Genomic DNA, 13,569 nt, shown 5'->3' on the forward strand with positions numbered 1-13,569 from the left:
TGTCGAACGATTCGAAGAACTCCACGCCGGACGGTGGCCGCTTGACCGCGTACGGGTAGTTCGGTGTGCGCTTCGAAACCGGTGTTCGCCTGTCGAGGTCTCGCCTCTGCCGGGCCGGCCAGTGCCACGGGCACCGTGGTCGGCGCATGAAAGCGGTCGCCTCTCGAAGCCGAGAGGCGACCGCGCGCGAGGGTCGGTGGCGCCGACGGATCAGGACATCTCGAACCCCGGGTAGCCCGAGGCGGCTTCGTGGTCGAACTGGTCGAAGAGCACCTGGGCGCCGCCCAGATAGAAGAAGACCGACTGCAGCTTGCCTTCGATGTTCGCACCGAGCCCGTAGGCGTTGGCGTCCTTGCCGTACTGGGCCATCAGGCTCTGCGAGGCGAGCTCGTTGACGTGGGCGACCCAGGCCTCCTCGACCTCGGCCTTGGTCTCGATGACCTGCGCCGAGCGCTTCTCGCCCTCGGCGATCACGTTCGCGATGTAGGTCGAGACCTCCTCCGCGACGGTCGGCCAGTTGCCGCCCGGGTAGAGCGGACCGCCCAGCACGAAGAAGTTCGGGAAACCGTGCAGGGTGACCGAGAGGTAGTTCGACAGGCCGTCGGCCCAGCGCTCGGAGAGCGGCAGGCCGTCCCGGCCCTGGACGTTGAGCTTGTAGAGGGAGCCGGTCACGAAGTCGAAGCCGGTGGCCAGGATGACGACGTCTACCTCGAGCTCGCGGTCCTCGAGGACGAGTCCCTTCTCGCTGAAGGACACCAGGGGAGATTCGCGCAGCGCGATCAACTCGACGTGGTCCTTGTTGAACGATTCGAAGAACTCCACGCCGGACGGTGGCCGCTTGACCGTGTACGGGTAGTTCGGCGTGAGCTTCGCCGCCGTGATCGGGTCCTCGACGATCGAGTGGATCTTGGCCCGCAACCACTCCGACACCGTGTCGTTGGCTTCCTTGGTGGTGCCGATGTCGTCGAACGACTCGATCATGAACCGGAAGCCACCCTTGGCCCACCCCTCCCCGTAGATCGCGTCGCGCTCCTCGTCGGTGACGTCGAGCGCCGAGCGGCCGGAGAATGAGTACGGCATCGAGAAGGGGTGGTCCCGCACAGCCTTTCGGATCTCGGGAAGGCTCTCGATCAGCTCGCGCTGCTCCTCCTCGGTGAGCTCCTTGTTGACCATCGGCACGCTGTAGGTAGGGGTCCGCTGGAGGACGTACAGCTTCGACGCGACGTCGGCCGCCTGCGGGATGATCTGGATTCCGCTCGAGCCCGTCCCGATCACGGCGATGCGGCAACCGTCGAGATCGACGGGATCGGCCGGCCACTTCGCAGTGTGGTAGATCCGTCCCCCGAAATTCTCCTGACCGGGCAGGTCGGGCACGAGCGGCTCGGACTGGATCCCGACGGCGCTCACGACGTACTTCGCGGTGTAGTCCTGTCCGTCGTCGGTGCGGACCTGCCAGCGACCGGTGGACTCGTCGTACACGACGGCGTCCACGCTGACGCCGAACCGGTAGTGCTTGCGCAGGTCGAGTTCGTCGGCGACGCGGCCGAGGTAGGCGAGCACCTCGGGCTGCGCCGGAAACTTCTCCTTGAACGAGAACGGCTCCACGATGTCGTCGAAGAGGTTCAGGCGGTAGAACGAACCTTCAGAGTCCGTGCGCGCACCGGGGTAGCGGTTCCAGTACCAGGTGCCGCCTACGTCCAGCCCGCGTTCGAAGGACAGGACGTCGAGCCCGCGCTCCCGCATCCTGTAGGTCGCGGTCAGGCCGCCGAAACCGGCGCCGATCACGATGACGTCGATGTCGGCAGCGGCAGCGGTCTGCCCATCAGAGGAAAGGGTCATGACAGTAGTTGCCTCTCAATAGGTGTCGTCACTTGAACGCAATGGGGTTGATGGGAGAGCCCGTGCCGCCGGTCACCCGGAGCGGTGGGGCGGTGAGGAAGAATTCGTAGATGCCGTCGGCGGCACAGTCGGTGGCCAGGACCTCGAGGTCCCACAGCTCGCCCAGCATCAGGCCCATGTCACGCAGCGTGAGCATGTGCAGCGTCAGGATGAGGCCGTTGTCAGCCGGCATTGTCGGCTCGACAGCGACGTTGTCGCAGGCGATAGCAGCGATGTCGTGGTCGTGCAGCCATTCGGCCGCACGCCAGTCGAGTCCGGGGCTGCCCATCTGCCACTCGACGCCGTTCCCGACGCCGAGCTCGGCGTACCGCGGCCACCAGCCGGTGCGAACGAGGACGATGTCGCCCGTGTGGATCGTGACGCCCTGAGCGGTGGCGACGGCATCGAGTTCCTGCGCCGTGACAACGCTCTGCGGCTCGAGGTGTGCCACGCCCCGGTGCCTGGCCACGTCGAGCAGCACACCGCGACCTGCAACCCCGCCGGCGGCGGCGACGGTGTCGATGGCGTTGCGGGTGACCCCCAGGCTCGTCGACGCGCTGGCGGGAACGCCGTTGTACATCTGCCCCTCGTAGTACCCGTGGCACAGCGCATCCCACTGCGTCGACGACTGGAGCGGCATGAGGATCCAGTCGTCGTTCGCACGGAAGGGGCCGGTCTGCTCGAGCGCCTCCGCCTCGCGTGCTGCATAACCCCCGAAGCCCTGCAAGCGGTTGCCGAGCGACTCGTCGCCGCCGTCCAGGCTCATCAGGTGCACGGGAGCCCGGCGCAGCCCGTGGGGGCCCATCGGACTGTCGCCGTCCAACGGGATGGCGAGTGAGAAGGACTTGCCCTGCGTGGCCAGAGTTGCCGCACCGGCAAGCGCATCCGCGGTGATGTGGTTCAGGCATCCCAGTTGGTCGTGCTCGCCCCACCGTCCCCAGTTGCGAACCCGGTCGGCGAGTGTCCGCCATTCCTCAGACATCTGAAATCCCTATCTGTGCGCCGGTGTGCGTCACCTGTGACGCACATCATGATGTTAACTTTAACTCTGCCAAGTTGATCAGTCAACGGTGTCCGCGTGGTGGGTGATTCCGAAAGGTGTGCTTGCGGTCGAAGTGGCCCAATATGCCGGTGAGAGATGCAGAAATGGAGCTGCGGGCCGTCCCTTGTGGTGAGCATGGCGCCACCTCGAGGGTCCCTTCGAGGTTATTATCTATTCTGCCTGATTGGGTTCATCGGGCGTGGCGGGACGGAAGGGCGGTGTGCCACATCTGGTGCGTCGTACTCGACCACACCCAGCGCCACGCCGTCGTCCATCCGGTCGAGGTATTCCGCAATCCCGAGCATCGCGCTCGTGCCGTGACTCCAGAGCACCGATGTCTCGAGGATGCGGGTGACGCCGGCGGGGCTCCGGTGACGGAGTGGCACGGAGCTGCCTGGAGCGCCAGTGACGGTCCAGGAAGCGTCGTGCCCCACGAGCGTGACCTCCAGGTATGCGACGGCGTGCTCGTTCCATGTTGTGTGGACCTCCACGTGGTCGACGTGCGTCACTCTTCCCTGGTCCCACACGAAACCGGCGGCGCGGTTCGGTACCCCGTCGCGAGCGAGAACGCCGGCGGCGAAGGCGAAGTCTTCGCAGGCGCCGAACAGCCAGCGGTAGTAGCGGGGTGCCGCCCAGGAGCGAGGTCCCCAGGAGTGGTCGCGCATGCCTTGGCCGTCGACGAGGTACTCGCGCCCGCCGACATTGAGCACGCCGGAGTAGTCCATGAACTGGTCGTAGTGGTGCGGCACGAAGTCGCCGCCCCCGTCCAGGCTGAACTCCACCGGTTCGGACCGGGCGAAGGCGTCCAGACGCAGGGTGCACGGAACCGCCTCGGTCGAGGCAAAGGCGCGCTTCGGATCCTCGAGCGCCCAGGGGTCCGGGAAGACGCTGGTCGATCCAGAGAATGCGATGTGGTGGTGCCGGAACGGCTCGCGGATGTCGATGCGGACCCCGCCGGCGTCGTACGCCGCGTGGTCGGCGAACACGGGTCGGTCGAAGGAGAGGCTGACGGCGCCGTCGGGGTGGAACAGGCACAGTGTGCGCTCGCCGCGGCCCTCGTTGGGGCGGTTGGCGAGGCGGAGGAACCCGTTCAGGCCGCTGGTGCGATCGGCGAAGTGGTAGTACATCGACTCGTTGAAGTTCGACTCCGGGCCAATGGCGTGCGGGAAGTCGTCGTTCGGGTCCATCCGTTGCTCCTTCGGGTAGTGCGGGCGCTGCATCGACACCGTCCGGGCTCGAGCCGAACAGATGCGACTCAGTAATTTTTGATTCTGATCCGATCGCATCATCAACCTCATGAAAGCGCAAGTATGACCCATGTAAGTTAGTGGCGAATATATATATTGTCTTCGGATTTGGGTTTCGAGTCCGCTGGTGCTCATCGTAAACATCCCGCCGGTGGACCGGATTCGCGAGAGCGGCGAATGGCGGCCCCGCCGGTCTCGTCCGCCTTTCCTTCGAGGGGAGCGCCCGGCCGTGGTTGGCTGAACGAATCGGATTGTTAATTTCCGATCTGCCTTCACTTCGGTAGCTGAACGAGGGGGGTGGGCAAGCAGCTACGGATACGCCCTAGAACTGCCAGTTAACCTCACTGTTTCGTTGGATCGCGTTGACTTCCACCCTCGTCAAAGTTAACGTTCATTACACCAGACCGGCTCGTGCGCGTTGATGCTGCGAGGTACGGTCTTCCCGACTGACAGAAGCGGACCCATGGGCCATTACCTCAGCAATCTCCGGGACATCCAGTTCAACCTGTTCGAGCTGTTCTCGCGCCAGGACATCCTGGGTCGGCGACCCTATGCCTCCGTCGACATGTCCACCGCGCGGAACCTGCTCGGCGAAGTCGAGCGGCTCGCGGTCGGCCCGCTGGGTGACTCGTTCCGAGCGTCCGACCGAAATGCCCCTCGGTACGACGCCGTTCGACAGACGGTCGAGATGAATCCCGAATTCAAGGCGAGCGTGGACGTTTGGTTGAACGCCGAGTACTGGCGCCTGCGCCTGCCGGCGGACCTCGGCGGGGAGCCGGCACCGCCGTCGCTGGTGTGGGCGCTCGACGAGCTGGTCCTGGGTTCCAACCCGGCGGTCTGGCTCTACACGTCGCTCGCTGACGCGGCCCGGATCGTGTGGGAGAACGGCAACGCACGAGACCGGTCGATCGCCACTCACATGATCGAGCGTCGCTGGGGCGCGACGATGGTGCTCACCGAGCCCGAGGCCGGCTCCGACGTCGGCTCGGCGCGCACCCGGGCGACCCCGGCGGGTGACGGGCGGTGGCACATCGAGGGGACCAAGCGCTTCATCACCGGGGCCGACCACGACCTGAGCGAAAACATCCTTCACCTCGTGCTGGCGCGACCGCAGGGAGTGGAGGGTCAGGGCGGAACGGGCACCAAGGGCCTGAGCCTGTTCCTGGTGCCGAAGTGGCACTTCGACCCCGAGACCGGGGCGCCGCTGGACGAGCTCAACGGCGTACGAGTGACCGCGGTCGAGGCCAAACTCGGCATGACCGCGTCGGTCACGTGTGAGGTCGAGTTCGGCGGCGACAGGTCGGGTCCGGCCGTCGGCTACTTGCTCGGCGAGGTTCACGATGGCATCAACCAGATGTTCAAGGTGATCGAAAACGCGCGGATGATGGTGGCGACGAAGGCGATGGCGACCATGTCGACCGGATACCTGAACGCGCTCGCTTACGCCCAGACGCGGGTCCAGGGCCCCGATCTGCGACGCCAGGCCGACAAGCACGCCCCGCGAGTGGCGATCATCCAGCACCCGGACGTTCGGCGGTCATTGCTCACCCAGAAGGCCATTGCGGAGGGCATGCGGTCGCTCGTCCTCTACACCGCAACCTGGCAGGACACAATCCAGGTGGCGCAGGTCGAGGGCGAGAACACCGAGCTGGCGGATGCAATGAACGACCTGATGCTTCCCATCATCAAGGGCTACTGCTCCGAGCGGGCCTGGGTCACGCTCGGCACCGAGTCGTTGCAGACGTTCGGCGGCTCCGGGTTCCTCAAGGACTTCCCTCTCGAGCAGTACGTCCGCGACACGAAGATCGACAGTCTCTACGAGGGTACGACGGCCATTCAGGGCCTGGACCTCGTGCTTCGGAAGATCATTCGTGACGACCAGCGTGCCCTCAACACCCTCCTGAGCGAAATCGGTGCCTTCGTCGAGGGGACCTCGTCCGAACTCGAGCTGAAGGTGGAGGCCGACCTGCTCGCGCAGGGCCTCGCCGAGGTGCGTCAGATCGTCGCGGCCATGGTCGAGCACTGGGGCATCGCCTCGGCCGAGGGATACCGCGAGCTCGGGAGCGACGTCTACGCGATCGGAATGAACGCGAGCCGACTCCTTCTCGCACTCGGTGATCTGGCCGTCGGCTGGCTCCTGCTGCGCGGTGCCCGGGTGGCGCTGGCCAGGGTGGAGGAGGGGACGTCCGAGGGCGACTTCTACCGCGGAAAGATCGAGGCCGCCCGGTTCTTCGCCCGCTCGGTGTTGCCGCGTCTGACCGCCGACCGTATCGCGGTCGAGCAGATCGGGTCGGAGTTCATGAACCTCGACGCGAGCGTCCTGTGACCGCCGTGACGAGCGATGAGCGGACGCGGCTGACCGCGTGGCTCCGCGTGCACGCCGGCTGGGAAGGCGACGACTGCACCCTGAGCCTCATCACCGGCGGCCGGTCCAACCTGACCTACGAGCTGCGCAACGACAACGGCATGCGGATGGTCCTCCGGATGCCACCCAAGGGCGACGGCGAAGGCCGGGGACGCGCGCTCGAGCGCGAATTCTCGACGCTGCGGGCCGTCGCCGACTCGAACCTGCCGGTTCCCGACGCGATCGCGCTCTGCACGGACCCGAGCGTCGTGGGAGCCCCCTTCTACGTCTCCTCGTTCGTGGACGGCTTCGTCGCCGCCTCCCCGGAGGACGGCGCGAAACTGGCCCCCGAGGGCCGCGCCGCCGCGTCACGGGATGTCGTGGACCGACTCGCCGAGCTTCACGGCCTGGACCCCGCCAAGCTCGGCCTGGCCGGGCTCGGGCCGGGCAAGGGCTACCTGGGACGGCAGCTGGACCGGTGGGTCGAGCGGGTCCGAGCGGCGGACCCGGTCAACGCGCCGGCCATCGCCGAGACGCAGCGCCTGCTCGCCGCCGCAGTGCCGGAGGAGTCGGGAACGTCGCTGATCCACGGTGACTACAAGTTCGCCAACGTGATGCTCGACCCGACGACCGGCGCCGTGCGGGCCATCCTCGACTGGGAGCTCGCGACGGTGGGTGACCCGCTCAGCGACCTCGCCAACCTCCTCGTGATGTGGCCCGACCCGGGCGAGGACACGCGGATCGAGTCGCCCACCAGCACGAGCGGCTTCCTCACCCGAGCCGACGTGGTCGAGCGCTATGCCGAGGCCTCGGGCCGCGACCTGACGCATCTTGGCTGGTATCAGGCATTCGCCGAGTGGAAGCTCGCGTGCCTGCTCGTCGGCGTCGTCCACCGATACCGGAGCGGGGCGATGGAAACCGACGGCTTCGACATCGACGCGAGCACCCGCCTGGTGGGCGAGCTCGCACACTCCGCCCGGGGGCACCTGTGACCGCGACGACGCCCGACGTAGGCGCGGGCGAAGCGGACTCGGCCGCTCGGCGGGAAGTGCTCCGGTCGGTGGAAGAATCCCTGAACGTGGTGCTGAACGGCGACGCCGTCTCCATCGAAGAGACACGCGCCCGCTTCGAAGAGCTGATGTTGCGCGATGTGGACCCATCCCGACTCACGACCTCCTCCGTGACTGCCGGGTCCGTGCCGGCCCTGCTCGTCCACGCGGCGCCCGACGATCGACGACCGGCTGTGATCGTGTGGTTCCACGGAGGCGGCTACATCCTCGGCAACCCACGGTCATACCTGCCTTTCGCCGGTGCACTGGCCGAGGCGACAGGAATCGACGTTCTCGTGCCCGACTATCGACTGGCCCCCGAACACCCCTTCCCTGCAGCGTTCGACGACGCTCGATCGGCGGTCGAATGGGCTGTTGATCGGTACGGGCCCGGCTCCAGCATCGTCGGCGGCGACTCGGCGGGTGGCGGTCTCGCACTCGCGACGACCATCGCCCACCGTGCGGGGGGCGGTGACTCGCCACTTGCCCTGATCCTCGTATCCCCGCTCCTCGACGTAGGCAAGACGAGCTCCGTCTGCGTGAGCCCGGTCCCTGACGACCGTCTGATCACACCGCTGTCGCTGGCGATCATGCGTCGCGCCTATCTCGGGAGTACCGACCCCCGGGACAGTCGGGTCTCACCCATGTACGGAAACCTCGGCGGGTTGCCGCCGACCCTTGCGATGGCGAGCAGCGGCGAGGCCCTGTTAGGGGACACCGTCCGATTCCACGAGGAGGCAACGGCGCAGGGGAGTCCGGTGCAGGTCTCCCTGCACGACGACACCTGCCACGCCTGGAACCTGTTCCCCGACACCATGGCCCAGGCCAAGGAAGCGGTGAGCGAGATCGCGGGCTTCCTGAGAGCCACAGTCGAGAGCGACTGACCGGTCACGCCACTCATGAGAGAGACGAGAAATACCATGTCCACAGAAAATCCAGGTCAGCACCCGTCGAAGACGGGGAGCGTTCTCACCACGACCGGCGTGCGCCGACCCCGACAGGTCCGAGCCACCAGGGCCCGGGTCGCCGCGCTGTTCCTGCGCGACATCGTGACTCGCCCGCGGCCGGTCTCCCTGGCAGAGGTGCCGCCGAGCGTCGACGCCATCACCCCCGAATGGTTGACCGAGGCGCTGCTGCCCAATGGTCCCGGCCGGGTCACCGCGGTACGGACGGAGCACCTCAGCTCCGGGACCTCGGTCAGGTCGCTGCTGCACGTCACGTACTCCGCTGACGCCGACAGATCCCTTCCGCCGACCGTCTTCGCGAAGTCCACCCCGACCCTGCGCACGAGGCTCCAGGTGGGAGTCACCGGTGGGGCGAAGGGAGAGATCCGGTTCTACAAGGAGATCCAGCCGACCGTCCAGGTGCTCTCGCCACAGGGCTATCACGGAGCCGAGGACCGTCGCACAGGCCGCTCGATCATCCTCCTCGAGGACATCTCACGATCGCACGGCGCGGTTTTCGGTGACGTCCGGTCGCTGCACATCGACCGCACGCGCGCCGAGTCGCTCGTGTCGACCCTGGCCCACCTGCACGGCTCGGCCGACGCCCGCGCCAGGATGTCGACGAACCTGAGCTGGCTGCGCAGCGTGTACGACGTGCAGACCCGACTCAACGCCTTCGTCGACTACGAGCATCGCACGCAGGTCGGGCTGAGTCGCTCGCGTGATCTGGTGCCGGCCGCGCTCGTCAAGGCCGGGCCTCGCCTGCACTCGCTCCTGATGACTTCGCTCGAGCGCGACGCGCACCGCCCGCTGGGGCCTGTCCACTCCGACGTGCACGCAGGCAACTGGTTCGTCAGCCGCGACGAAAAGATGGGTCTGTACGACTGGTCGGCAATCGGCCGGGGACAGGGTTGCCGCGACCTCGCCTACGCCATCGCCTCCGCACTGAAGACCGAGGACAGGCGCGAGTGGGAACGGGAGCTCGTCGACATGTACACCGCCATAGTCAGCGAGGTCAGCGGCGTCGTCCACGACCCGCGCGAGATGTGGGACGAGTACCGTCGACAGACGCTGCACGGCCTGTGCCTGTGGCTCTACACCATCGGCCGCGGAATCACGCAGCCATCGATGCAGCCGCGCGACATCAGCGAGATCAACGTGGCCCGACTCGCCCACGCGACCGTCGACCTCGACACCATCTCACTGCTCACCTGACACCCGACTCGACGCCACCAACCACTACCTTCGAGAGACGAGGACGTCCCCATGCCCAGAAGCTATGTCGACTTCGCCCGGCCGACCTTCCGCGAGTACCGCTGGTTGGAGACCTCATGGTTCTCCGCCTGGACCGAGACAGGCATGCGCCTGCACTTCTGGACAGGCTTCCGCACGAACCTCGGCGTCGCCACGACGAAGGTCTTCGCTGTCTCAACGGTCGCCGATACCCTGCTCGATATGGACTACTGCGACCAGCAGTACCACATTCCATATGGCGACGACACCCGGCTGTCGGACTACTCGCTGTGGTCCGGCATCAGTGTCAAGGGTCGTCCCGCCCCGAAGAAGTGGGACCTCGCCTACCGCTCGCCCGACGGACGGCTGACCGCCGACCTCGAGATCTCCGCGCTGATGGCACCGGTCGAGATCTCGTGGAGTGAGGTGGCCGGCGCAGGGGAGGGCTTCGTCGGCTTCCACAAGAGCGCGGGATCGTCACTTCCGGACAGCCGTGCCGGGCAGGAGCCCACCGGGCACGTGGATCAAACGGTGAGGGTGGTCGGTCAGGTCGTCATCGACGGCGAAACCCAGGCCGTCGACTGTGTTGCGCAGCGTGACCACTCGTGGAGCCCCCGCGCCGAGTTCCGGCACACGCCCGGCAACTTCGACCAGGTTCACTTCGGCGAGGACCTGACCCTGCTGACGATGGTGACCCAGCGTGCGGACGGCTCCCCGGATCCCACCCACGCCTACGTCCTCCGGGACAACAAGCCGCGGCGCGTCCGAGAAATCTCGGTGCGCTACCACCGCGAGGGCTTCAAGACCCGACGCGTCGAGTACGACGTCACCGACGAGACGGGTGAGCGCTACGAACTCGTCGGTGAGCAGTACGCGTCCATGGAGATCGACATGGGCCCGAACATCTACGTCGTGTTCGACCAGCTCCGATTCCAGTGGGAGGGTCGCGAAGGCGTCGGGGAGACCCAGTGGCACCACGAGGTCATGAAGCTCCAGCGCGAGCGGCGGGCCGCGCGTCGATGAGCGAGGCACTGGTCGTCCGCGCCGACTCGGACCACGTGGCGACGCTCACGATCAACCGGCCCGACAAACTCAACGCCCTCAACCACGCGGTGTTCGTCGAGCTGCGCGCACACCTGGAGGCCATTGCCGGGGACGACGGAGTGGGGTGCGTCGTCCTCACCGGGGCAGGTCGGTCGTTCTGCGCCGGCCACGACCTCAGCTCGATCGACAGCTCCGTGGACGCCGACGGCTCGACCCCGACCGAGGACTTCGAGCCCGCCACCCTCGACCTCCTCGAGAGCCTCCCGAAGCCGACGATCGCCCGCATCACGGGGCACTGCTACACCGGTGGTCTCGAACTCGCGTTGGCGTGCGACCTCCTGGTTGCGGGCGCTTCGGCCCGGATGGGCGACACGCACGGCCAGTGGGGACTGGTTCCCGCGTGGGGGATGTCCGTCCGGCTCCCGGAACGGGTCGGGTACTCCACGGCGAAAAAGCTGATGTTCACCAGTCGACGGATCACCAGCGACGTCGCGCTGAGCATCGGCCTGGTCGACGAGATGGTGGCCGACGAGGACCTCGACGCCACCGTTGCCGCTCTCGCGGCCGAGATCGTCGCCAACTCGTGGGGGACCAACCGCATCGACAAGTACCTGCTCGCCTCCGCGCGCACCATGCCGCGTGACGCGGCGCTGCTGCGCGAACGCACCTTCCCGTTCGGTATCCCTACGGATATGGCTGAGCGGATGGCACGCTCGTCCTCCTGACCCCCGGCGGCATTGACGTTTTCGTTTTGCCTATCTCGCCGTGGACACTGCCCGTGCCTGCAGCACCTGACACCATCGGCCGCTCCCCGCATGCGGGGAGCGGCCGATGGTGTCGGATGTTGCAGGGTTCAGTTGCGCTTGGAGACGTCGAAGTCGTGCAGGTCGGGAGAGCGCGTCAGTTCGGCGTACCGGGCAACCGGCCACGGGGAGTTGGTGACCACCCGGCCGCGTGTGTTCCGGTAGTAGTTCTCGACACCGTCTTGGGCGTAGACCATCCGGTCGTTCTCCAGGTCCAGTTCCTTGTTGTACTGCTCGAAGGGCTCGGACCGGCACTCGACTGTGGCGAGGTCCTCGCTCAGCATCGTCGAGATCATCGAGACGACGTATTTTATCTGCGCCTCCGCGATTGTCAGGTAGCTCCCACCCGGTGGGTTCGTGTTCGGTCCGTAGAGGAAGAAGAGGTTGGGAAAGCCGGGCGCGGTGATGCCGAGATAGGCACGCCCGTCGTCGTCCTCCCAGGCAGCGCGGAGATCGGTGCCGTTGCGGCCCTTGACTTCCAGGGGGAAGAGGAAGCGCTGTTGCTCGAATCCGGTGCAGAGGATCAGCACGTCGATCTCGCGTGAGGTTCCGTCGGTGGCGACGAGCCGGTTCCCGTCGAGGCGCTCGACACCGGCGCAGAGCAGGTCGACGTGAGGCTTCTTGAGCATCGTGAACCAGCCGTTGTCGAGGAGCAGCCGCTTCCCGAACGGAGGGTATGTCGGCAGCGTCTTATCGATCAGCTCCTGGTCGCCGTCGAGCTGACTGACGAGGTACTTCGTGAAAAAGCGGCGGAACGCGTCGTTCAGTGAGCTGACGACCTTGCCCTTGCTCGCGGCATCCGGGTCGACCGGCAACGCTGCAGCGGTCCGCTCGGTGTAGAGCCAGTAGAGGCGGAAGCGGTGCCACCCGCGGTAGAACGGAACGTGGTCGAACAGCCAGTGAGTGGTGTCATCCGAGGCGCTGAAGTAGTGCTCGTTCGGTGCCACCCAGTGCGGCGCGCGCTGCAGGATCGTCATCTCGGACACTTCGTCGGCGACCGCCACGGCGAGCTGCATCGCGCTCGCGCCCGTGCCCACGACAGCGACGCGCTTGCCGCGTAGGTCGGTCCCCGCGGGCCATCGGGCGGAGTGGACGACCTCACCGGTGAAAGCCTCCAGACCTTCGAAGCCGGGGATGCGCGGCGTGCTGTGAAGACCTGCGGCGGTCACCACGACAGCTGCGTCGATCACGACGCCCGTGCCGTCGGCCTCCCTGGTGGTGACGGTCCACCGACCTGTCGATTCGTCCCAGTGAACCGACTCCACTGCGGTCCCGGTCCGTAGGTGCTCGTCGAGGCCGTAGTGGTCGACCACAGCCTGCACGTAGCCGTGGATCTCGTCGCGCTGGGAGAAGGTCTCGGTCCAGTTGCGTGGGAAGAACGAGTACGAGTAGAGATCGCTGGGAACGTCTACGCGCGCGCCTGGGTAGCAGTTCTCGAACCATGTGCCGCCGGCGGCGGGATTGCGCTCGATGACCACGAACGGGACCCCGGCCTGCTTGAGCTTGACGGCGGCCGCGAGACCGGAGAAGCCGGCGCCGATGACGACGACGTTGAAGTCCGGTCGCTCCGCAGCCAGTGCAGAGACGTCCTCGGCTGCGAACGGGCGGAATCCGAGTTGCTCCGCGATCAGGGGTTCGAGGCTATCGGGAACGGGCTCGCCGATGGCGGAAGCCATGAGGCGTACCAGGAGGTCGCCCTCCGGCTCGGCAACCGCCGGGGCCTGCCCCGCGTGCCAGGCGACGATCGCGTCGATGGCGGCTTCGCGAACCTCGGCCTGGACCTCGGGGGGAAGCCCGCCGTCGTCGTGCAGCGCGAAGCCGGGCGTCGCCGTGACCCGGTAGGGCTCGGCCAACCATCTCCCGTCGCCGGTCAGCTGGAAGAGGACCGGGATCAGGGTCGGGAGGTTGGCGCGGCCGAGGGCGGCCGCCACGGTGTCGCGTCCGAGGGACGCGTGGGGGGTGGGGTGGGTCATGACTCTCCTGGT

The 13,569-nt window shown here is 66.8% G+C and carries 10 protein-coding genes; 6 read left to right on the forward strand and 4 right to left on the reverse strand.

The features are described 5' to 3' along the window. Nucleotides 1-210 precede the first annotated feature (210 nt). The 3 genes from I1A62_RS04225 to I1A62_RS04235 all read right to left on the reverse strand — a co-directional run bounded on the left by I1A62_RS04225 (nucleotide 211) and on the right by I1A62_RS04235 (nucleotide 4,107). Entirely contained in the window at nucleotides 211-1,839 is a 1,629-nt protein-coding gene (locus I1A62_RS04225) for an NAD(P)/FAD-dependent oxidoreductase (RefSeq protein WP_219454327.1), read from the reverse strand. Nucleotides 1,840-1,867: 28 nt separating this feature from the next. Beyond that, nucleotides 1,868-2,860 carry a cyclase family protein gene (locus tag I1A62_RS04230; RefSeq protein WP_219454329.1) on the reverse strand — a complete coding sequence of 331 codons (993 nt, stop codon included), beginning with the start codon at nucleotides 2,858-2,860 and terminating at the stop codon, nucleotides 1,868-1,870. Nucleotides 2,861-3,087: 227 nt separating this feature from the next. Then, nucleotides 3,088-4,107, reverse strand: coding sequence for a hypothetical protein (locus I1A62_RS04235; RefSeq protein WP_219454331.1), 1,020 nt, complete (start codon nucleotides 4,105-4,107; stop codon nucleotides 3,088-3,090). A 523-nt stretch (nucleotides 4,108-4,630) separates the two neighbouring features. On the opposite strand from I1A62_RS04235, the gene I1A62_RS04240 reads away from it, so the two are divergent. From I1A62_RS04240 to I1A62_RS04265, 6 genes are read left to right on the forward strand one after another with little or no spacing between them, the layout of a single operon-like run. Continuing rightward, on the forward strand, nucleotides 4,631-6,493 hold the full coding sequence (locus I1A62_RS04240; RefSeq protein ID WP_219454333.1) for an acyl-CoA dehydrogenase: 1,863 nt from the start codon (nucleotides 4,631-4,633) through the stop codon (nucleotides 6,491-6,493). Nucleotides 6,494-6,498: 5 nt separating this feature from the next. After that, nucleotides 6,499-7,503 (forward strand): phosphotransferase family protein, encoded by a 1,005-nt coding sequence (locus I1A62_RS04245; protein WP_219454334.1) that lies wholly within the window; start codon nucleotides 6,499-6,501, stop codon nucleotides 7,501-7,503. Beyond that, a complete protein-coding gene (locus I1A62_RS04250; protein WP_219454336.1) occupies nucleotides 7,500-8,444 on the forward strand; it encodes an alpha/beta hydrolase in 945 nt (314 codons plus the stop codon). The genes I1A62_RS04245 and I1A62_RS04250 overlap by 4 nt, the downstream gene beginning before the upstream one ends. 36 nt (nucleotides 8,445-8,480) lie before the next feature. Next, entirely contained in the window at nucleotides 8,481-9,719 is a 1,239-nt protein-coding gene (locus I1A62_RS04255; RefSeq protein WP_219454337.1) for a phosphotransferase, read from the forward strand. A 51-nt stretch (nucleotides 9,720-9,770) separates the two neighbouring features. Then, on the forward strand, nucleotides 9,771-10,760 hold the full coding sequence (locus I1A62_RS04260) for a hypothetical protein (RefSeq protein WP_219454339.1): 990 nt from the start codon (nucleotides 9,771-9,773) through the stop codon (nucleotides 10,758-10,760). Continuing rightward, nucleotides 10,757-11,506, forward strand: a complete 750-nt coding sequence (locus tag I1A62_RS04265; RefSeq protein WP_219454341.1) for an enoyl-CoA hydratase/isomerase family protein — start codon at nucleotides 10,757-10,759, stop codon at nucleotides 11,504-11,506. The genes I1A62_RS04260 and I1A62_RS04265 overlap by 4 nt, the downstream gene beginning before the upstream one ends. Before the next feature lie 128 nt (nucleotides 11,507-11,634). Here the strand turns inward: I1A62_RS04265 and I1A62_RS04270 are convergent, their stop codons facing one another. After that, nucleotides 11,635-13,557, reverse strand: a complete 1,923-nt coding sequence (locus tag I1A62_RS04270) for an NAD(P)/FAD-dependent oxidoreductase (protein WP_219454343.1) — start codon at nucleotides 13,555-13,557, stop codon at nucleotides 11,635-11,637. Between the last annotated feature and the right edge of the window lie 12 nt (nucleotides 13,558-13,569).

The organism is Rhodococcus sp. USK10, assembly GCF_019378875.1.
Taxonomy (GTDB): Bacteria; Actinomycetota; Actinomycetes; order Mycobacteriales; family Mycobacteriaceae; genus Rhodococcus_F; species Rhodococcus_F pseudokoreensis.

Bases quoted from the DNA above. Each gene is read 5' to 3' on its own strand.
- I1A62_RS04260 (WP_219454339.1), top strand. From the start codon at position 9,771: ATGCCCAGAAGCTATGTCGACTTCGCCCGGCCGACCTTCCGCGAGTAC.
- I1A62_RS04265 (WP_219454341.1), top strand. From the start codon at position 10,757: ATGAGCGAGGCACTGGTCGTCCGCGCCGACTCGGACCACGTGGCGACG.
- I1A62_RS04235 (WP_219454331.1), bottom strand. From the start codon at position 4,107: ATGGACCCGAACGACGACTTCCCGCACGCCATTGGCCCGGAGTCGAAC.
- I1A62_RS04225 (WP_219454327.1), bottom strand. From the start codon at position 1,839: ATGACCCTTTCCTCTGATGGGCAGACCGCTGCCGCTGCCGACATCGAC.
- I1A62_RS04240 (WP_219454333.1), top strand. From the start codon at position 4,631: ATGGGCCATTACCTCAGCAATCTCCGGGACATCCAGTTCAACCTGTTC.
- I1A62_RS04270 (WP_219454343.1), bottom strand. From the start codon at position 13,557: ATGACCCACCCCACCCCCCACGCGTCCCTCGGACGCGACACCGTGGCG.
- I1A62_RS04255 (WP_219454337.1), top strand. From the start codon at position 8,481: ATGTCCACAGAAAATCCAGGTCAGCACCCGTCGAAGACGGGGAGCGTT.
- I1A62_RS04230 (WP_219454329.1), bottom strand. From the start codon at position 2,860: ATGTCTGAGGAATGGCGGACACTCGCCGACCGGGTTCGCAACTGGGGA.